Origin of the sequence: Faecalicatena contorta, from assembly GCF_022835095.1 — a bacterium.
Taxonomy (GTDB): domain Bacteria; phylum Bacillota; class Clostridia; order Lachnospirales; family Lachnospiraceae; genus Faecalicatena; species Faecalicatena contorta.
This window is the reverse complement of record NZ_BQNQ01000001.1, coordinates 236,053-255,685: the sequence shown is the minus strand read 5'-3', so window position 1 is coordinate 255,685 and position 19,633 is coordinate 236,053. Positions and strand designations below refer to the sequence as shown.

The following is a 19,633-nucleotide window of genomic DNA, read 5'->3' as shown; positions in this document are numbered from 1 at the left end:
CTTATTCAAATTTCACGTTTCAGTCGATTATCAATCTTGCGCTTACCATTTCCTATCTTGCGCTTCCGGTTAAGGCAGTATATAGATAGAGTTCTGTTTGCGAAACTCGCACCTGTGGCAGCCGCACTGCGGTATCTGCTTCTTACGCCGCAGTACACATTCCTCCGGTGGGCTATTAACATATAAATGAGTATTGCAATAAAAATCCGGGTGCCAAAAGGTTTGGTTAAAAACCTTTTGGCACCCGGATTTCATAAGATAAAAAAGACAGACGAAAGTATATCCATGCCCTGTATTTCCGAAAAGTATAAATGTCCCTAGTATATGCTCCATGCCTCTGAATTCTACACATTCAGTTCTACCGTGAATATAATCTGGTTTTCTTCATAGGATGCCTTAATGCTTCCTTTTTGTGATTCTGCTATAGCACGGGCTGCGGACAGGCCAATGCCGTAACCCCCGCTCTTTTGTGTCCTGGCGCTGTCGCCCCGGTAAAAGCGGTCAAAGAGTTTTTCTGGGGCAACTTCCGGGAGCGTATCACATGTATTTTTTATTTTTAATATAATAACATCTTCTTTTCTTTCTAAGTAAATTATAATACTTCCCTGGTTCGACGTGTATTTTACCGCATTGTCCAACAGTATTGCAATGAGCCTTGCCATACTATCTCTATTCCCGTGCATGATGATATTGGACTGGATATTTTCTTCTATTATAACTTCTTTCAGGGCCGCCGGCTCGTAGAAAGACGGCAGGATCTCTTCCAGCAGGCTGCTCAGTGAAATGTCGGCGCACGGAAGCTTCGCTCCATTTTCATCCATTTTTGCAAGGGCCAGCAAATTCTGCATAAGCCCGTTGAGACGTATCGTCTGTTCCCGGATATTTCGGCTCCATTTATTCTCTCCATTGTGCAGCTCCATGGCATCTGTATTTGCCATGATTATAGCCAAGGGGGTCTTGATTTCATGACCTGCATCTGTTACAAACTGTTTTTGTTTTTCTATATTTTCTGCGATGGGCAGAATTGCTCTTTTTGAGAGCAGAATGACGAAGAGCAGCATAAGGCTCCAGCACAGGATGCCGATAAATATTGAAATCCCTAAGACCATGAGAATGGTTCGGGTCTGTGAAGATGTATCCAGAAAAATGATGATACTGCCTTTTCCTTCACGGGTTTGCACTATCTTATAACGAAATTGTTCCGCTCTTCCCTCTGAACTCCCGCTTTCTCTTACCTTCTCTGCCATTTTTTCAGCCTCTGCTTCTGTCACGGAAGCGATTTTACTGACATCGGTCTGCACGGCCTCACCGTCCGAATTATAGCGGATCAGAAAATACCGGGCCGACATGGCTGTATCCTCATCGATCGGCAGTTCCAAAAAGCCCGGCCTGCCTCTGTCTGGTAATTCTGGCTGCCTCGAGGGAGCCCCCCCATTGTCAGCCAGCATCCCCAGCATCCGTTCCATCTGCCGGCCGGAAATCAGCCCGTATATTCCATTGATCGCTCCAAGCAGAACCAAAATCAACACAGTAATTGCCAGCATAGCAGTGGTTATAAATTTTTTCTGAAGTGTTTTCGTCATCTCTTAACCTCCAGAGTATATCCGATGTTTCGTTTTGCTTTTATTTCCACGTTAGCATTCAGGGACGCCAGCCTTTTCCTCAGATATGATATATATACCCATACCGTCCCCAGTTCGGCTTCTGTTTCATATCCCCACACTTTCACAAGCAGTTCTTCCGTAGAGAGGTAAATTCCCTGGTTCCGCATAAGCGTTTCCATCAGCCGGTATTCCAATTTTGTCAGCACAAATGTCTGCCCGTTCCCGCTCAGCTTATAGCTCTGCTGGTTCAGTTCGATATTTCCGCATTGCATGATATCCGGGGTAAATTCCTCCCTCCGCCGCAGCATAGCACGGATCCGGGCCAGAAGTTCCCCCATAGCAAAAGGCTTGGGGAGATAATCATCCGCCCCCATATCCAGACCCTGTATGCGGTCCTCCACCTCTGCCTTCGCGGTCAACAGCAGAATCGGCGTGCGGCACCCCTCCCTGCGCAAAAGGCTCAGAACCTCGAGCCCGCTCATTTTCGGCATCATAATATCCAGAATAATCCCGTCATACTGCGTTGCACGGGCATAATCAAGGGCCGCGTCCCCGTCATACACTGCGTCCACAATATATTTATGATATGTCAAAATATCCACAACCGCCTCCGACATACTTACCTCATCCTCAGCAAATAATAATTTCATCATCATCACCTCAGTAACAGTTTACCATAGCTACCTTAATAAAGGCTTAGAAATTTAGCTCAGCCAAATATAATGCGGAACGAATCAAGTCTCCCTGATCCGTTCCGCATTTATTTGGGCTGAGCGCCCCGCACCCTCGGCAGTCTCACCGCCATAACTGCAGGGCCTACGCCATAGATTCCGGTTCCAATGCCCAGAATACGCTGTTTATGCACAGTAATTCTCCATCTCTTTGTTGATGCTTTCCTCGCAGGAACGCATGGCAAGAATTGTCTTTTCAAAGAGGTCGTTCAATTCCCATCCAAGCCGCTCTGCCCCCTGCCGTATCACATCTCTCGAACATCCTGCTGCAAATCTTTTGTCTTTAAATTTCTTTTTTATGCTGGATACTTCCATGTCCATTACACTCTTAGATGGACGCATCAGCGCTGCGGCCCCGATCAGGCCTGTTAGTTCATCCGCCGCAAACATGACCTTTTCCATCTCATGCTCGGGCTCTATATCGCTGCAGATTCCATATCCGTGTGAACAGATCGAGTGAATCATATCTTCGCCCACGCCGCCCTCTTTCAGAAGCTCCGGCGCTTTCTGGCAGTGTTCTTCCGGATAACGTTCAAAATCGATGTCGTGAAGCAGGCCGGTTATTGCCCAATAATCTGCCTCCTCTCCATAGCCAAGCTCCCCGGCATACCATCGCATAACGCCTTCCACGGTCAGCGCGTGCTGAATATGAAATGGTTCCTTATTATATTGTTTTAGCAGCTCGAATGCCTCTTCCCTGCTGATATTACTTACCATAATTTTACCACCTTTCCTCATGTTAATTTTTATTTTTTCGAATTCCACTGAAAAGTTCTTTTTCCTAAGGCCTTTGATTCATACAGCGCAGCATCCGCTTTATGGTAAAGGCTTTCAAAATCTTCCCCCTCTATCTCTGCTCTGGCAATTCCTATAGAACAGCTCTGATCTAATCCTATACCTGAAAAGACATTTCCTATCGATTCTATAAGATAATCCGCCAGGCGGTCTCCCTCCTCGATGCTTCTGTCTCCGGGCAGAAAGACCATGAACTCGTCCCCTACAAGATGGCCTTTCTCATCATTCACCCGCTTGAATTCATCTAAGTCAATCATAAGCATGAGCCCTCCCATCTTATCATCTGTCAGCATTCTGTTAATATGTTTTTCCGTATATTTACGGTTATAAAGCCCTGTTAGAGAATCCAGCTGAATACTCTTCTCCAGAATCTCACTACGCCGCAGCGCTTCCTCTGCTATGTCGGCAAACGTTTTCGGATAATATTCTCCCTCATTCTGGTATACATATGGAATCGAATGATGCAGACTTCCGACGACCAGGCTTCCGTCCGGCCGCCTATGTACCTCCGCCGTAATTCTTGTGTCCATATTGATGATAACCTTTTTGCCCTCTATATTATTCTCACACGCTTCGAACTCTCCATAAACAACGCAGCAGTCTTCCGTAATCTGTTTTGCCTTAAACCACTCGTTTTTAATAATAAATTCAATATCTTTTGCCTCTTCCTGATCCTTCTCCAGGCCAGCCTTAAGCGATTCCAAATTGGTATAAAATTCATGCCTGCCGGTGCCAATTACCAAGATATCCGGGGAAAGATACTGGTACATCTCTTCAATTTCAGCTGCTCCCCTGGACACATAACATTCCATCAGTTCCTGTATCAGGACGCAGGCTTCTCTGCATAATGTATCACTCATATTCTTTCCTCCTATAATTCTTATGACAATCATAGCACATAGATATTACCATTGTCGATAGTTTTAACGCAAAGGGGTCAGACCCCTATGCAGGGGGGTCTGACCCCTTTGCCCCTGTTTGTCTAATTTATAACAATCTCTCTTATTTCCAATTCTTCTGTTTCCTGGAAACGAAGTACCAGCTCATATTCTCCGGCAGCCATATTGATATCCCTGTTTAGCTGTACCCCATCCGTTATTTTTACAATTCCGGCAGTATGCCCATCCATCAGTATTTCTATCTGTCCGCTTCCCGACGCCAGTATACGGATACTGCAAAATTCATCCTCGCTCTGTACATAACGGAATATGGCTTCATCTCCGTGGCATATATGTGTCAGTTTTTCTTCATATTCTGCCCCCCGGTTTTCTTCCGCACCGATATATACGCTCCCTTTAAGCCCGCAGGCCTGATACCCCATTATTTTCTCTCCCGGGCCAAAAGGTTTTCCGGGCCCCTGAGAGGTCATCTTCACCTCATCGATTGTCCCGTCCGGATTGATGGTAATCGGCTCAATACATAACCGCCTGTACTGACGGCATCCCCTGCTGTTGCGATGGTAAAACACGTACCACTGTCCATTTACGCATTCTATCGAACCATGGTTATTCCAGCTTTCCGGATCGCAGCCATCATTATCAATGATAATTCCCCGATATTCAAACGGGCCCAGCGGTGAACTGCCGGTGGCATATCCCAGGGCTGTCGGCCTCCCTCTCTGCATATCAGCGTATACATAATAATAAGTATCATTAATCTTACGCATAGAAGACCCTTCATGGAAAAAATGCTTTTCCTCTGTCACAAGATTATCCGCAATATTATCCGGGTCAAAAGAAACCATATCTTCATTGAGCCTGATTCCATGAGAGAACAACTGTCCCCAATAGTAATAGGCCTTCCCGTCATCATCTATAAAAACTGCGGGATCTATCCCTCCGCAAGGCAGCTGCACAGGATTCGTAAACGGGCCTTGCGGGCACTCCGAAACAGCCACCCCTTCCCTGTCATCCGATGTACAAAAATAGAGATAATACCTTCCATCCTTATAAATGCAGTCCGGAGCATATAAAAATACGGCCTCTTCATCAGCCGTCTTATCCCCCTCTTCCTGACTGTCATTACTACCCGCAGCTTCCTCCAGAATCTTCTTCATGAACGGAGTCGGATGTTCCCGGTCAATCCCCGGATATTTAGGGGCATCCCCGTCATGAATCCACGTTACCGCTTCTGCGGTAAATGCCTCATCGTGAATAACCCACTTTTTCATATCTGCAGTAGACACAACATAATACCTGTCACTACAATATTCATTCTCTATCTCATCATAGCTTCCATAAATATAAAGCCGTCCATCCGGCATAACATGGCCCTCACCGTCCGGAATATGGATATCCGGCGGCAGAATGGGATTTCTGGTATTTTTATACTCTCTCATGACATGCATTCCTCCTAAAGGGATTTTCTCAAAGGGGTCTGACCCCTTTGAAGTAAAATAGAAACTTAAAAGTGTCCCTTTTTTTCTATATTCATTTTTCTAAGCATATCTAAGGAGATGAACCGAAATCCGAGAAAGGTTACCTGGTTCTCGGGTTTATAAATCTCCTCCTGCCAGTCCCCCAGAATACCTTCGTATTCTCTCCTGTTCAGCTTATTTAGTTTCCCGTCCTCTTTCCCAATTGGTATCCAGCTTATCTGGGCAAATGGCTCTATGTTGAACAATGCAAGCACCGCATCGGATACGATGAGATAATCCCTGGGGGATATGCCGCAGGCCGCGCCAAACTTTTTCATTTTACTCAGATTTTTAGTAAACATTCTATATAAATCGGGCTCATAGTAATTCATTAACATGAAATTATGTTCATTTTCAAGCAGCTCAAGTATCAGCTCTGTTTTTTGAGAGTCTCCGGACACGTAGAAAGTATCCTCCTCCGATTCACAGATGCTCCTGATCTGCCCCTCGGCAGCCGTAAGATCGTCCCGGGAACCGAATTCACAAACATATGTAAGAAGACTGCTGTTTTCTTTATATCTTATATTCAAATATTTATCAAGATGTTTGAAACGATTTCTCAGATTTCCTGTCCATTTTTGCTCGCCGTAAATCTGCAGCATAAAGTTTCGCAGGCCGAGTCTGGTCAATTTGGTCTCTACTTTTTTCCGAACTGTACCACCGTCTTCCAGTATTTTATGAATCTCTCTTCTTTTTTCTTCAGAATCTAAAACAGGCCAGATACTTACCACGAATACCATTATTTTTACTCTGCCTTTCTTCTTTTGATATGTTTATAGATTACTTTTTACCGCGGAAAAAACCGATATAGAATCTTTCCCTGTTTCAACATAAAATTATAACTTAATCTTCCATTCTTTGTCAACTATATCAATACTTAATCCACCTATTAAATACATATACTATAGTACACTACAAATGGGAGGTGTTGGTATGGTAGAATTTGGAAACACGCTCAAGACTTTACGCCTGCAGAATAATTTTACTCAGGCACAGTTAGCTCAGAGGCTTGGAGTAACTAAATCCGTCATTAGTGCCTATGAGACCGGACTGCGCATGCCTTCCTATGATGTCTTGATTTCTATATCACAAATCTTTAAAGTGACTACTGATTATCTGCTGGGACTAGAAAAAAAGCAGGGACTCGATCTGTCTGGTTTGACAGAAGACGAGGTCCAGGCTCTGACAGAATTAATAAAAGCAATGAAACGTAGATCTGGAGACTTTGGTAAGTAGAATGGGGGATGGTAGAAGGTTCGTTTGTCCAAATTGGGGTGCGGGTAAGGACAGTGCAATTGGCCGGCAATAGGTAAGCAAAGTAAAGCTGATATGATATAGCAGCTCCATGAATATTGGTTATTGAAGTATCGTTACATATTCCATATAATGAAAAATATGATTGGAACTGTGATTGGAGCGGTAGTATGTTTCGTATTGGTGAGTTTTCAAGGTTAACTCAGGTTTCTGTCCGAATGCTGCGGTATTATGATAAGATGGGGCTTTTAGCCCCCGCAGAGATTGATTCCTGGTCGGGGTACCGGATGTATTCGGCTGCACAAATACCTGTTTTGAATAAAATTGTTTATCTGCGGGACAGCGGATTTCAGGTTGCGGAGATTGCTGACATACTTAAGAGTGGGAATGATAACACTATAGTGGAACAGCTGGATCGTAAATATATGGAAATTATGGGGAATATTGAGGCTGAACAGGCACAGTTAAAGAGGATTGAGACTGCAAAGAATCAGTTTCTTTTCGGAAAGGATGAACTGCATTATCAGATAGCTGTCAAATCCATTCCAGCTTACCACGTCCTGTCTCTGAGGCGGGTGATTCCCGATTATTATGCGGAAGGCGGATTGTGGGAAGAACTATCCGCCTTTGCAGTGATGAACCGGATTTATCTGTCCGGTGAGACATTTTCAATATACCACGACAACGAATACAAAGAGGAAAATGTTGACGTAGAGTTATGCGCTGTTCTAAAAAAAGTTGTGGATTTAACCGGCCAGACTGTGGACGGCTTCTCATTGCGCCTAACCGAACCGGTTCCTGCCATGGCCTGCACCATGGTATATGGAAAATTCTCTAATATCGCGGGCGCTTACCTCAACTTTGCACAATGGCTGCAGAAAAACAGCCATTACAGAATGTCCGGGCCAAACCGGCAGATCGTACACCGGGGTCCATGGAATGAAGAATGCCCGCAATCCTATTTAACAGAAATTCAAATACCTATGAAGAAGATTACCTGAAACGTCTTGTAAGTTAAAATTACAGGACGTTTTTTCTTGACTCTCACACGGTGTCAGGGGTTACCTTATGCTTACAAACCAGTTCCCCGCATCAGGCAGGCCCACCAGGATCATTGCGTACGGGGAAAAAGAATAAATGGAGGAAACATCATGAAAACATATGAATTAAACCCGATTGGAACCATCTACAACGGCGAAAGCGGAACCTTCCTGCAGCTCACACCGGAATTCATTCCTGCACTGCAGGCACTGGACGGATTCAGCCACATTAATATCTTGTGGTGGTTCAGTGATTTTGACACAGCAGAATTCCGTTCAGAGCTGGAAACAGAGGAGCCCTACAAGAATTCACCGGAGGTCATGGGCGTCTTTGCCACAAGATCACCGGTACGCCCGAACCCGATTGCCTTATCCACAGCAGAGATAATCGGGATCGATTACCTTAAAGGCATCATTCAGATTGCCTATATTGATGCAAATGACAGCACACCCCTTCTGGACATTAAGCCTTACACGCCCAGCCTGGACAGGGTGGAAACCCCCGGGGTTCCGGCCTGGTGCAGCCATTGGCCGATGAGCGTGGAAGAGTCTGCGGACTTTGTATGGGAGAACGAATTTAATTTTTAATAACATCTTTCTATCCCAGAACTGTCTGAACGGTCCATATTGATAAGAACCGTAAGAAGCACCCGGGAATCATTTCCCGGGTGCTTTACATCTGCCCTTATAAATATAACCAGCTGTAAATCTGCCGTTATCTCTGTTTTCTTCTCAAAACAACCGCGCTTGCAGCTCCAGCCAGTCCTGCCATTGCCAGAACCGCCAGTAATAGAAAGGAAGAATTGTCACCTGTTTTTACAGCCTTCGTTACAGAAGAATTGGTTCCGGAAGCCTGCTGCACAGGTTTATTGCTGCTTCCCTGGCTGCTGTTCCCGCTATTCTGGCTCCCGCTGTTCTGGTTCCCATTATTTCCTCCGTTATTTCCGGAGTTATCCTCAATTTTAACCAGTTTTTCCATAGATTCTTCCAGTGTCTTTACTGCCTGGTCCACAACCGCCTGATCTGACACATTCAAATCCTCATTTACCGCCTTTGCTTCTTCCAAAGCTTTTTTAAATGCTTCCAGGCTTTCCTTTGTATACTCTGCTTCTTTAACCAGAGAAGCCTTTGAAAGCGCGATAACCAATTCTGCCTTATCAGCGCGGTTCTTAACCTGACCTAATAAAGTATCTAGCGTGCCCAGAACCTGAAGCATTTCCTCTTCATCTCCCTCCCCTGCATCTGCCAGCGCTTTTGCTGCATCTCTTGCTTCCTGAAGACCTTTCAGGCTGTCGGGTATATAACTTTCTGTATTTGCCAGAACTACATCTGCTTTTGCAATGGATGCATTTAACTTTGCCAGCAATTCAACCGGCTTTTCAGTAAGTTCCATAACAGCAGTTTCCAGCTTTTCGATCGCTGCATTTACTTTTTCTGCATCCACTTTTTCTACATACGTTTTCTCTGGCTCTAGATTTAAACCATCTGTTTCCGGGATATCTGCCGGACCACCGGTTTCCTGATTCACAGCTTCAGCCTGGGCCGCTTCAATCTCATCCAGCAGCCCTTCCGCTTCCAGGCGTGCTGTCTCAAAGAAGGACCATGAACTTACTGTATATGCAGACTGATTCAATACTTCCGCTGCCTGTACGGCCAGCTTAAGCACTTTCGTGTTTACAGTATCCGGATTCAGGCCGCCCATGGCTCTCAAAACGCCGATTGCTTTTGCAGCCTTTACATTTGTTTTGGCAGTGCTGTCTTCCAGCAACTCACTCAATTCCTCTTCTGCCATGTGAAATGTTTCCAGAGCCTCTTTCGATGCATCCGCGGTGTCTGCCTCTGCCGCGGCCTGAAGAACCAGCTCCATATATTTCTGTATTTCAGCAGCCATAAGAGCATCTTTTGCAGCCAGCAGTTCCGCATACGACGCATCCACTGCTTCCTGATCTGCGGCGGTACTGTTTATGATCTCAAGAGCTTTTGTGCGGGCGGCATCCAGAGCTTTATAACTCTCTTCAGTATATCCTTCGCCTGTCATCCCCTTAACTGCCTCATAAAGTTCATTCAGCTGGGTCTTATCCACCTGTGGCGTTTCCTGTTTTTTCTCCAGGCCGTCAATGGCATCATTCAACTCTTTTGTCACCGTATCAATCTCTTCCTGCCCGGAAGTACTTGTAATTTCCATTGCTCTTTGAAGCGCTGCCATCATCCTTGCGATACTCTTCTCCGTATAGGTTGCAAGCTCTTCATCGCTGATAGATACTGCCCTGACGATTGCCGCGTCCAGTTTACTGCGGTCCCCGGCCTTCACTTCAATTGAAAAACTCTTCGTCTCCGTATTCCCCGCGGGGTCGTCCGCAGTAAAGATCAGCTGATAGGTTCCCGCCCTCTCGGGTTTAAACGTTGTTTCCTCTGTCTTGCTGGCATCTCCGCCCAGCTTTAATATCTCAGTCCCATCCGGGTCTTTCACAACCGCTGTCAATACTGCAATTGTGCTGTTATCTGCCGCCTGGGCCGCGGGAATCGTATAGTCCACATTCAGTGTCCCCTCCGAAGCAGGCGCCGATGCAAGCTGGATCTCTGGTTTGCTTTTGTCAATCACCGGCAGTTCCCTATTGGCAAGCATAGACACCTGTTTTGCTGTAAGAGCTTTACTGTACAGCCGTGCCGTCGAAATTGCCCCAACCATCGGAGACTGTACGCTCCCGTTTGAACCGCTGTCCCCTCCGATTGCAAAATACCGTGAGCTTGCCGGAGGTGTCTTCACTTCGCCCGAAGCTTCCCTGGATGCAATCTTCTGTCCGTTCAGATACAGTGTCACCTTACTTCCGTCATAAGTAATGACACCGTGATTCCATTCGCCATATTTCAGAGCACCTGCGGCAATGGGCCGCTTATAGGAACCGCCGATGTGAACCCATGCCTCCAGACTTGCGGATTCCTCATCATAAGCCGGAATTTCAAAACCAATGCCCGCAGATTCCATATTTCCAAACAAATCCACATAGCTGTCGGAAAATTTGTCAACCTTAAAGGTGGATTCGATTGTAAAATCATCATTTGTTTTGTCATACTGCTCTGCCGACCAGTCTGTCAGAAAAGCTTCCTCTGTATTGCCGGTAAACGATGCCACATATTTCCCAAGGCCTTCATCCATGGAGATGTTGCTTCCGTCGCTGCCGTAAAATGTGTTCCCGGATTCCGAATGATCCTCGATTAAGCCGCCGGAAAAGTCTACATCCAGAAGATCTGCTTTAGGCACACCGGTTACCATATCATCAAATCCCGGTTCTGATGAAGATTCACCGGTCGTCTTAAACGTCTGCGTCAAATAGTCGTCGCTCATTTTCTGGTATGCATCAATGGCATAGATACGCACCTCGTAGGATGTTCCACCCTCCAGATCCGGGGCCACCTGCGTAATCTGTTCCGGCATCGGCTGCAGATAGTAATTGGACCATGTTTTAAAAGTCTTCACAACTGCCTGTGTATCGGTATTAATAAAATCATATTTGTAGGAATGCACCAGATCCCCTACATTATTCTCCGGCACTTTGGCCTGGTCAAATGTCAGCTTTGCCGAGTTATCCTTAATCTCACTCACCGTAAGCGCAGCACCTTCCCCAAAATACGGCGCCTTTGCAGATTCTGCTCTTTCATTCGTATACGGCAGCGTCTCATTTACATCAAATGTCCATGTCTGCGGGATCCATTTGTCCGCAAGGAAGTCATAATTTTTAATGGTTACCCGGCTTCCGCTTGCCTCAACTACAAGCCCCTGTGCAATCTGGCTTGCATTTGGCGGAACAGAACCATAGATCATGCCGGTCTCCATTTCCATGTAAGAGAGCGTAACCGTGTTAACCGCGGTATAGCCTCCATCCTGCCAGATACTGGTGGGCATATTGTTGGGGCTGTGTATATGCCCTGAAAATGTGACCGCATGCGGATGTGATTTGAACACCTCGTCCAACCCGCTTCCGTACCATTCTGTAGACACATAAAATGTGTTCTTAATCGGATGATGGAAGAATACAAATATCGGCTTGTCCGGTGTATCCGCTTCCGCCGCCGTAAGCTGTTCCTCCAGCCATTCCACCGCATAGGAATAATTGCCGCCTCCCTGAGTCGTTCCCTTCCCGGTCTCCGGATCCAGCTGGCCGCTTCCCGGACTGAGTGTAATAAAATGATATCCGTTAACAACCTGATGGTTATTGGGCTTATTCCCGGTCGTCTTTGTAAAATAATCCGCGCTGTTATTTTCGTGATTTCCCATACTTGCGATCAGCGGAATGGAAAGATTCTCATTAATAATGCTTCCCCACGCGTCATATTCGCTGGCAGAACCACTATCTGTCAGATCTCCCGCCACTACCATGCGGTCCAGTCCTGCATCACTGAAAAAGGACGCGGCCTTTGCAAGCCTGCTCTTTTCTGTTGCCTTATCCTGCCGCACATGGGTATCGGAAACTACTCCAAAGCTGACATCAGCAGCTCCGTCAACTGCCTCCGCCGTATCCCCTTCCGATGACAGAAACCCATTCGCTTCCATCGGCTGGGTATCTGTTTCCACTGTTGACCGCTGAACCGCTGCCTGATCCCGCACCCCCGTATCTGCCGCTGTATCCGCAAGTGTATTTCCTGCCGTATTCCCCGCAGCATTTGCTGTAAGAAGCCCGGGAGCCGACATGATACTCGCCGCTGCAATTGCCATAGCCAGCAGCCTCTTCATCATTTTCCCTTTCATTTCTCTGTTTTCTCCTTCTGATATGTTTTTAGTCTGAACTCCTTATCAACAATAAAGAGTAGATATCAGAGGAGCATCATTATGCAGTTAAGCCCTTGTTAATCTTTCAAATAATAAAATAAAATTTTTGTATATTTATTTAACATTTACTTCGTCCTTTTATACAGTACAGATGCAGCCGCTGAAGTAACCGGCACCGTCAAAATCACCGCGATTGTCCCGGAGAGCCCCTGCCCAAGTTCAATCGCCAGGAAATCAGAACTGACCAGCTGATGGTACTTAATCCCATACCCAGTCAGCACAAGCAGTGTGCTGAGTCCGCTTCCTGTAAAAGCCAGAATCAGCGTATTGCTCATAGTTCCGATCATGTCCTTCCCTATATTAACACCGGACCGGAACAATTCCCTTCTACTGAGCTGCGGGTTCGCGTTCTGTACTTCAAATATTGCCGAAGCAATTGACATTCCCACGTCCATCACAGCCCCCAGAGATGCAATAAGTACACCGGCAAACAGGACCTCTGCAATCTGCAGGTGCGTATTTTGGGATATCAGAACCATGAATTCTGTCTCATCCGTATTGTATCCAGACACGTGCAGCACAGCCGCAAACAGAGCGAAAATAACCCCCACCAAAACCACTCCCAGCGCGGTCCCGCAGATTGCCGCCAATGTCTTCTTGCTGGCCCCGTTCAGCAGAAGCAATGCGGCGGTCGTGGTAATAACCACAGCTGCAACCGAAGCCATAACAGGAGAATACCCGAGATAAATGACCGGAATCATCCACATCACAATCACAAACAGCGTAAACGCCAGCCCCAGGATCGCGCGCAGCCCTTTCCTGCCCCCGATCAGCATCATAAAAAACGCGAACACAAGTAGAATCCCATAGACAGCCGGGGAGCGGTAATAATTATAGATTACAAAATATGGTTCCGTATCCTCCGGTTCATCCTGCGAAACAATAACCCGGGTCCCCGCCTCCACATAAATATTGTTGGAGGCGGTCAGATAATTATCTGTCTCCACAATCCTGCCCTTATACTTTCCGCTGAGAATCCGGATATTTGCATACTGCAGGCCCAGATACCGGCCGCTGTCCGTCTCATCCACCGTCAGCCCGTCATTCTTCACCTCCGTGACAATTCCTTTTTCATATGTTATGTTTGTATTGTTGTAATGCTGGTACTTATCCTGTATCCCCCTGTTCCATATCAGCACAGATATCATAAAACCTAAAATAAACAAGATCGTAATACATTCCGCACGATGCCGTTTTATCCAGCTCCCCTCACTTTTATTTAATACCTTTTTGTCCGCTTCCCGTTTTAGCTTTGCCATAACCCCGTTCCTTTCCCAGTCCGCTAAGAATTTTATCCTTCTATAATAGAAGAGAAACGTTAAAGCCATATGAAATGCGGATTAAAAAAGGGATAAGCGGTAAATCTGCCGCCTATCCTCTATAAATCATACCCCCTCCTCTGACACATTCTTATAATATGGAAGGGAATCTACCCATTTGGTAAAATGAGCCTCGTTTTCAATAACCGGTGAAAAGCGGATCCCGTAGTCCATTTCCATATCAAACGTGACATCGGCTGCTTTAGACGTATATTTCCGAATCTCATTTTCTGTAAGATCTACCAAAACCATCATAATGTAATACTTTTCCCGAACCCCACCACGCCATATATATTCCCAATCAAAATACAAAAAAACCACCGTCCCCGAGACTCCAACTTCTCAAAAACAGTGATTTCCAACTGCGCGATCAGGGGTTCGAACCCTGGACACCCTGATTAAGAGTCAGGTGCTCTACCAACTGAGCTAATCGCGCTTATCTATTGTATTTGCAGTACCTTTAACAGGTGACGCAAGTAGTATTATATATGAACAAATAAAAAAAAGCAAGTACTTTTTTTAATTTTTTCAATTTTTCCAACAAATTTTTTAGCAAATTTCTCACTTCCCGCCAGTCCATGAGCCGTCCTCGTCCGGAGTCCCCGTCAGCAGACACAGTCTCTCCTTCCGCCCGGATACACCAGCTTAACGACAGGGATGCCGGAAAGAGCCGGCGGTATACATAGCCCCGGCGCCTTCCCGGCATCCCTGTCATTAAGCGTCCCCCTCAATCCCCTACATCCCGATCATCTCTTCCAGTACTTCCTTTGCCAGTACTCCGCTTGCCGCCGATACCGGCTCTCCGTTCTTGAATACAACAAATGTCGGAACAATTTCAACCTCAAATTCCGCCGCCAGGGTCTCACTTTCGTCAATCTCGATCTGACATACTTTGACCCTGCCGTCGTATAATTCGGCGATCTCATCCACAACATCCTCCATCATGGCGCATTTCCCACACCAAACAGCAAAAAACTCGACTAATACAGGCGTTTCCGACCTCAGAACCTCCTGTGGGTAATTTTTCGCAGTCACTCTGATTTTCATTGTCAGCACCTACATTCCTTTGCAATTTATTTACCACGGCACTTGCTGCCGTTATTCAAAATATCACATACTTCGTCAAATGAACGCTTCAGACACATTAACTTACGGTTCAGGTCTGGTCTGCAATACATTTTGCGACAAATAAAATCCTTCCATCCTCTTCCCCGCATATCCACTCCTGACTGCCCGTGTAAGGCTTACATCTCCTCACAGTTATAATATGTACGATCCGCCGAAATGTGAAAGAAGACACAGCTTTTTCTAAAAACTGTGCCTTCTCGGGTTTTACTTTTCTATTTTCTTACCGCAATCAGCTTATTGATGGGATTTCCCCTGGCAGAGAACTTTTCCTCATACTCGGTCATTACATTTCCTTCGTTCATTATCTCGTGATGATGCAGGTCGTATGTATAATGTTCCAGAGTCCATGACGAACTCTTCACCTGTTCCAGGGAAAAGTTAAACAGTTCCGTATTGTCTGTCTTGAACTCCAGCGTCCCGCCGGGCACAAGAATCTGTTCATAACGTTCCAGAAACTCATGGGATGTCAGACGCCGTTTTTCATGCCTGGCTTTTGGCCAGGGATCAGAAAAATTCAGATAAATCCTCTCCACCTCACCGTGTGCAAAAACCTCGGCCACATCCCGGGCATCCATGCACACAAAACGGATGTTTTTCAGCATTTTAAACTCCTCCGTGTCAAACTTTTCTACGGCCCGAAGCAGAACGCTTGTATATCTTTCAATTCCTACAAAGTTTACATCCGGATGAAGAGATGCCATCGTTAAGAGATAACGTCCTTTCCCCATGCCGATCTCAATATGGATGGGTTTTGAATTGCCAAAAACCTGCCGCCAACAGCCTTTCTGTGCCTCCGGGCGTTTAATCACAGCCGGATGGTTCTGTATCGTTCCCTCGGCACGTGGTACATTCCTTAACCTCATAATAGATTGCTCCTTTTTATTTCGTCTTTTTCCCTTACTTCTCTCAAACCAGGTTTTTTATTTTCTTTTATGGTAAGTATAATACAGTACAGCCAAAAATCAATCCTCTTTTTGTAAAAAATATAATATTACGCTGACAGGTTAAGGTCAAAGCACATTTGAAGTAACCGTTCATCGTTTTATGCAGTTGTTACTGTTCACAGACAAACCTGTAAACAGTAACGAACAGTCAACATTTCATTACATTTTTTAGACAAATTTTGACATTAACCGAACTTGCATTTTTTGAAAAAAGGTGTATTATAATAACAACTACAAACCACGAATCACAGGAGGCAGACTATGGACTCTATTGTAAAGAAATTATCTGAAATAGAAGCTGCTGCCGCGGCTGTCGTAGAACACGCAGAAGCGCAGAAAGCAGTCCTGGATGATGAATTCCGGGGGGTGCGCCGCAGGTTTGATGATGATCTGGAGGCACAGACGCAGGCCAGAATCAAAAAAATACGGGATGAACTAGAACGCAATACGGCAGAACTTCTTGCCGGCCAGAGCAGCGCCAATACGAATTCTATCGAGGCTTTGCAAAAAGAATATGAAGAAAAACACACACTTTATGCCCAGATGATTCTAAAACGGATTACAGAGGTATAGCCTATGGGAAATTTACTAGTTTATAGCGGTATCGTGACCAAGATCCGCGCCATGGAGGCCAAGCTATTAAAGCCGGAGCAGTTTGAAGAGATCGCCGGCCTCCACAGTGTGCCGGAAGTCTGTACCTATTTAAAAGAGAATTCCGCTTACGCAGATGTCCTGGAGGAGCTTGACGAAGAGCATCTTCACCGCGGTGATATTGAAAAGATTCTGATCCGCTCTTTATATCGGGACTATTCAAAGATCTACCGGTTCTCCAGCATAGAACAAAGAAAGTTTTTAAAATTATATCTAAAGCGATATGAAATCGATCTGATTAACTACTGTTTCCGAATTGTGATTAACCATTATACAGAACCGTTTGACCTGAATTATAAACAGCCTTTTTTTGACAGGTATTCACAAATTTCTATAGAAAAGCTGATCACCTCAAGAACAACAGATGAACTCGTGGGGAATTTAAAGGGTACGGAATATTATGAGCCCCTTCATAAGCTGCGTGACTCGCAGTCCGTCACCTTATTTGACTACGACCTGGCCCTCGACTTGTACTATTTTACGACATTATGGAAGGACAGAAAAAGAGTGCTGAAGAAAAAAGAACTTGAAATCTTCACCAGGGACTGTGGTTCAAAAATAGACCTTCTAAATCTGCAGTGGATCTACAGGGCTAAAAAGTATTATGAGATGACATCTGCCGACATATATTCCCTTTTAATCCCGATCCACTACAAAATCTCCACAGAGCTTATCAAGGAACTTGCTGAGGCCTCTAATATAGAAGAGTTTTATGCGGCAGTCCGCAGGACTTCGTATACACAGCATTATGATTTTGAACAGAATCTGACGATCGAACAGATGTATTCTGACTGCCTTTATCACTTGTATACTGTGGACAGAAGACGCAATCCTTATTCTATTGCCACTGTTAATACGTATTTATTCCTGAAAGAAGAAGAGCTTAAAAAGCTGACAACCGCCCTGGAATGTATCCGTTACGGCCTTTCCCCCGGCGAAACGTTAGCGTACGTTGGAGGTAGAACTCAATGATAGTGAAAATGAAATTTGTCAATATCTCCGGTCCAAGAGATGATATCGACCGTATAACCGACCTCTATCTGTCCAGATATGAGATTCAGCTGGAATCTGCACTTTCGGAGCTTAAAACAGTCGATAATCTAAAGCCTTTTATAGAAATCAACCCCTACCGGGATGCCCTAAACAAGGCCATACAATTTACCGGATATCTTCAGTATGCGGATGAGGTCGAACCAGATGAATCTCTCAGCCTGCAAGAGATGTTCAAAGTTGTGCGCATGGCAAACAGTGATTATATGGAAATGCAGGATAAGAAGGAAGCTCTCAAAATCAAGATTGAGGAGCTCCGTAATAGGCAACAAATTGTTGCTCCCTTTAAACCACTGGATTGCGAACTAGATGAAATACTGCATTATAAATATATCGCCTACCGTTTCGGCCGGATTCCCGCAGAGTACTACCACAAGATGGAAAAGTACCTGCTGGATGACCTGGACGCAATCTTTGTCGAAGGAGAACGGGATGAAAGATATGTGTACGGCGCCTACTTTGTATCACCCGGAGAAGCCCAGAAAGTTGACGCGGTTTTCCGCTCTCTGCATTTTGAGAAGATGGAACTGCCCTCGGATTTGCAGGGAACCCCCATGGACGAATACCGCATGCTGGTACGGGAAATCTACGATTCCGGGCAGGAGATTGAGGCGTTGGACAGGAAAACCGGTGAGATGTTTTCCGAACGCGCCCCTCAGCTGATCGCAGCCAGGAACCGGCTGGAAGAGCTGGCCAATAACTTTGATGTACGGAAAATGGCTGCCCGCATGGAAGATAATAAACAAGATTATTATATCCTGTGCGGCTGGATGGCCGACGATGATGTCGAGATGTTCCTGGAAGAAACCAGATACGACGACAAGATTTTTGTCGTTGTGGAGGACGACCACAGCACTTATTTCGGAGAACCGCCCACCAAACTGAAGAATCCAAAGATATTCAAGCCTTTTGAGATGTTTATCCGGATGTACGGCCTTCCTTCCCATAATGAAATGGACCCAACCATTATCGTTGGCCTGACCTATTCTCTCATATTTGGGATCATGTTCGGCGATGTGGGACAAGGACTTCTGCTTTTCATTGGAGGCAGTTTGATCTATCACTTTAGAAAGGCGCCTTTAGCCGGTATTATAGCAACGGCCGGCATTTTCTCTACTATTTTTGGATTCATGTTCGGCAGTATCTTCGGATTTGAAGACATCATCCAGCCATTATGGCTGCGGCCGATTGACCATATGACAACGCTTCCGTTTATCGGTAAACTGAATACCGTTTTTATTGTTTCGGTGGCCTTTGGTATGGTGATTATACTGGCGGCCATGATCCTGCATATTGTCAATGCCATACGATTCCATGACCTGGAAAATATCTGGTTTGACGCAAACGGCCTTGCCGGATTTGTATTTTATCTTTCCGTTGTGATAACGATCGTGCTGTTTATGACAGGGCATAAGACTCCGGGTGCCGTCTTTATGGCTGTCATGTTCGGTATCCCGCTTCTGCTGATATTATTTAAAGAACCTATAACTAGAAAAATTCAGAAGCGGGCGGATGCTATGGAAGAAAGTGCGGGGATGTTCCTGATTCAGGGATTTTTTGAATTGTTCGAAACCCTTCTCAGCTACTTTTCTAATACGCTCTCCTTTGTCCGCATCGGTGCCTTCGCCGTCAGCCATGCCGCAATTATGGAGGTCGTCCTAATCCTGGCAGGAGCTGAAAACGGATCGCCCAACTGGGTGATAATCGTTCTGGGCAACTTATTTGTATGCGGCTTTGAAGGACTTATCGTCGGAATTCAGGTACTGCGTCTGGAATACTACGAAATGTTCAGCCGTTTTTACAAAGGAAGCGGAAGAGCGTTTGATCCTTATACGAATAAATCAAATAAAACCAAAAAGAAGTAGGGAGGACT

The 19,633-nt window shown here is 45.5% G+C and carries 17 protein-coding genes and 1 tRNA gene; 6 read left to right on the top strand and 12 right to left on the bottom strand.

Annotated features, from left to right (window positions below; translation table 11 throughout):
* Positions 1-344: 344 nt before the first annotated feature.
* The 6 genes from MWG26_RS01085 to MWG26_RS01060 all read right to left on the bottom strand — a co-directional run bounded on the left by MWG26_RS01085 (position 345) and on the right by MWG26_RS01060 (position 6,286).
* Positions 345-1,583, bottom strand: coding sequence for a sensor histidine kinase (locus tag MWG26_RS01085; RefSeq protein ID WP_117441237.1), 1,239 nt, complete (start codon positions 1,581-1,583; stop codon positions 345-347).
* A complete protein-coding gene (locus MWG26_RS01080; protein ID WP_025654131.1) occupies positions 1,580-2,254 on the bottom strand; it encodes a response regulator transcription factor in 675 nt (224 codons plus the stop codon). The genes MWG26_RS01085 and MWG26_RS01080 overlap by 4 nt, the downstream gene beginning before the upstream one ends.
* Positions 2,255-2,461: 207 nt before the next feature.
* Complete coding sequence (locus tag MWG26_RS01075; RefSeq protein ID WP_025654130.1) at positions 2,462-3,052, bottom strand: hydrolase; 591 nt, start codon at positions 3,050-3,052, stop codon at positions 2,462-2,464.
* A gap of 29 nt (positions 3,053-3,081) precedes the next feature.
* Positions 3,082-3,990, bottom strand: a complete 909-nt coding sequence (locus MWG26_RS01070) for a diguanylate cyclase domain-containing protein (protein ID WP_117441238.1) — start codon at positions 3,988-3,990, stop codon at positions 3,082-3,084.
* A gap of 122 nt (positions 3,991-4,112) precedes the next feature.
* Positions 4,113-5,468, bottom strand: a complete 1,356-nt coding sequence (locus MWG26_RS01065; protein WP_025654128.1) for a family 43 glycosylhydrolase — start codon at positions 5,466-5,468, stop codon at positions 4,113-4,115.
* Positions 5,469-5,533: 65 nt separating this feature from the next.
* Positions 5,534-6,286, bottom strand: a complete 753-nt coding sequence (locus tag MWG26_RS01060; protein WP_025654127.1) for a hypothetical protein — start codon at positions 6,284-6,286, stop codon at positions 5,534-5,536.
* A 193-nt stretch (positions 6,287-6,479) separates the two neighbouring features.
* Between MWG26_RS01060 and MWG26_RS01055 the strand changes: the two genes are divergently transcribed.
* The 3 genes from MWG26_RS01055 (at position 6,480) to MWG26_RS01045 (ending at position 8,428) form a co-directional block, all read left to right on the top strand.
* Positions 6,480-6,782 (top strand): helix-turn-helix domain-containing protein, encoded by a 303-nt coding sequence (locus tag MWG26_RS01055; RefSeq protein ID WP_025654126.1) that lies wholly within the window; start codon positions 6,480-6,482, stop codon positions 6,780-6,782.
* A 188-nt stretch (positions 6,783-6,970) separates the two neighbouring features.
* Complete coding sequence (locus MWG26_RS01050; protein ID WP_025654125.1) at positions 6,971-7,801, top strand: MerR family transcriptional regulator; 831 nt, start codon at positions 6,971-6,973, stop codon at positions 7,799-7,801.
* 150 nt (positions 7,802-7,951) lie between these two features.
* A complete protein-coding gene (locus MWG26_RS01045; RefSeq protein WP_025654124.1) occupies positions 7,952-8,428 on the top strand; it encodes an SAM-dependent methyltransferase in 477 nt (158 codons plus the stop codon).
* A gap of 127 nt (positions 8,429-8,555) precedes the next feature.
* Here the strand turns inward: MWG26_RS01045 and MWG26_RS01040 are convergent, their stop codons facing one another.
* The 6 genes from MWG26_RS01040 to trmB all read right to left on the bottom strand — a co-directional run bounded on the left by MWG26_RS01040 (position 8,556) and on the right by trmB (position 15,978).
* On the bottom strand, positions 8,556-12,587 hold the full coding sequence (locus MWG26_RS01040) for a LamG-like jellyroll fold domain-containing protein (RefSeq protein WP_025654123.1): 4,032 nt from the start codon (positions 12,585-12,587) through the stop codon (positions 8,556-8,558).
* 146 nt (positions 12,588-12,733) lie between these two features.
* Positions 12,734-13,927 (bottom strand): YibE/F family protein, encoded by a 1,194-nt coding sequence (locus MWG26_RS01035; protein ID WP_025654122.1) that lies wholly within the window; start codon positions 13,925-13,927, stop codon positions 12,734-12,736.
* Positions 13,928-14,053: 126 nt separating this feature from the next.
* Positions 14,054-14,242 (bottom strand): hypothetical protein, encoded by a 189-nt coding sequence (locus MWG26_RS01030; protein WP_147324109.1) that lies wholly within the window; start codon positions 14,240-14,242, stop codon positions 14,054-14,056.
* Between the two features lie 108 nt (positions 14,243-14,350).
* A tRNA-Lys gene (locus tag MWG26_RS01025) sits at positions 14,351-14,423 on the bottom strand.
* A gap of 299 nt (positions 14,424-14,722) precedes the next feature.
* Positions 14,723-15,034, bottom strand: coding sequence for a thioredoxin family protein (locus MWG26_RS01020; protein ID WP_025654119.1), 312 nt, complete (start codon positions 15,032-15,034; stop codon positions 14,723-14,725).
* A 293-nt stretch (positions 15,035-15,327) separates the two neighbouring features.
* Positions 15,328-15,978, bottom strand: a complete 651-nt coding sequence (gene trmB, locus MWG26_RS01015) for a tRNA (guanosine(46)-N7)-methyltransferase TrmB (RefSeq protein ID WP_025654118.1) — start codon at positions 15,976-15,978, stop codon at positions 15,328-15,330.
* 342 nt (positions 15,979-16,320) lie between these two features.
* Here trmB and MWG26_RS01010 point away from each other — a divergent pair, with 342 nt between their 5' ends.
* The 3 genes from MWG26_RS01010 to MWG26_RS01000 are packed head-to-tail and all read left to right on the top strand — an operon-like array spanning position 16,321 to position 19,625.
* Positions 16,321-16,632 (top strand): hypothetical protein, encoded by a 312-nt coding sequence (locus MWG26_RS01010; RefSeq protein ID WP_025654117.1) that lies wholly within the window; start codon positions 16,321-16,323, stop codon positions 16,630-16,632.
* Positions 16,633-16,635: 3 nt separating this feature from the next.
* Positions 16,636-17,682: a V0D/AC39 family V-type ATPase subunit gene (locus MWG26_RS01005; RefSeq protein ID WP_025654116.1), complete on the top strand. Its 1,047-nt coding sequence runs from the start codon at positions 16,636-16,638 to the stop codon at positions 17,680-17,682.
* Positions 17,679-19,625: a V-type ATP synthase subunit I gene (locus MWG26_RS01000; RefSeq protein WP_025654115.1), complete on the top strand. Its 1,947-nt coding sequence runs from the start codon at positions 17,679-17,681 to the stop codon at positions 19,623-19,625. The genes MWG26_RS01005 and MWG26_RS01000 overlap by 4 nt, the downstream gene beginning before the upstream one ends.
* The last annotated feature ends 8 nt before the right edge of the window (positions 19,626-19,633 follow it).

Excerpts from the sequence above, each read along its gene's own strand:
- MWG26_RS01080 (WP_025654131.1), bottom strand. The coding sequence starts at position 2,254 with ATGAAATTATTATTTGCTGAGGATGAGGTAAGTATGTCGGAGGCGGTT.
- trmB (WP_025654118.1), bottom strand. The coding sequence starts at position 15,978 with ATGAGGTTAAGGAATGTACCACGTGCCGAGGGAACGATACAGAACCAT.
- MWG26_RS01060 (WP_025654127.1), bottom strand. The coding sequence starts at position 6,286 with ATGGTATTCGTGGTAAGTATCTGGCCTGTTTTAGATTCTGAAGAAAAA.
- MWG26_RS01065 (WP_025654128.1), bottom strand. The coding sequence starts at position 5,468 with ATGAGAGAGTATAAAAATACCAGAAATCCCATTCTGCCGCCGGATATC.
- MWG26_RS01070 (WP_117441238.1), bottom strand. The coding sequence starts at position 3,990 with ATGAGTGATACATTATGCAGAGAAGCCTGCGTCCTGATACAGGAACTG.
- MWG26_RS01050 (WP_025654125.1), top strand. The coding sequence starts at position 6,971 with ATGTTTCGTATTGGTGAGTTTTCAAGGTTAACTCAGGTTTCTGTCCGA.
- MWG26_RS01075 (WP_025654130.1), bottom strand. The coding sequence starts at position 3,052 with ATGGTAAGTAATATCAGCAGGGAAGAGGCATTCGAGCTGCTAAAACAA.
- MWG26_RS01040 (WP_025654123.1), bottom strand. The coding sequence starts at position 12,587 with ATGAAAGGGAAAATGATGAAGAGGCTGCTGGCTATGGCAATTGCAGCG.
- MWG26_RS01005 (WP_025654116.1), top strand. The coding sequence starts at position 16,636 with ATGGGAAATTTACTAGTTTATAGCGGTATCGTGACCAAGATCCGCGCC.
- MWG26_RS01055 (WP_025654126.1), top strand. The coding sequence starts at position 6,480 with ATGGTAGAATTTGGAAACACGCTCAAGACTTTACGCCTGCAGAATAAT.
- MWG26_RS01035 (WP_025654122.1), bottom strand. The coding sequence starts at position 13,927 with ATGGCAAAGCTAAAACGGGAAGCGGACAAAAAGGTATTAAATAAAAGT.
- MWG26_RS01010 (WP_025654117.1), top strand. The coding sequence starts at position 16,321 with ATGGACTCTATTGTAAAGAAATTATCTGAAATAGAAGCTGCTGCCGCG.
- MWG26_RS01000 (WP_025654115.1), top strand. The coding sequence starts at position 17,679 with ATGATAGTGAAAATGAAATTTGTCAATATCTCCGGTCCAAGAGATGAT.
- MWG26_RS01085 (WP_117441237.1), bottom strand. The coding sequence starts at position 1,583 with ATGACGAAAACACTTCAGAAAAAATTTATAACCACTGCTATGCTGGCA.
- MWG26_RS01030 (WP_147324109.1), bottom strand. The coding sequence starts at position 14,242 with ATGATGGTTTTGGTAGATCTTACAGAAAATGAGATTCGGAAATATACG.
- MWG26_RS01020 (WP_025654119.1), bottom strand. The coding sequence starts at position 15,034 with ATGAAAATCAGAGTGACTGCGAAAAATTACCCACAGGAGGTTCTGAGG.
- MWG26_RS01045 (WP_025654124.1), top strand. The coding sequence starts at position 7,952 with ATGAAAACATATGAATTAAACCCGATTGGAACCATCTACAACGGCGAA.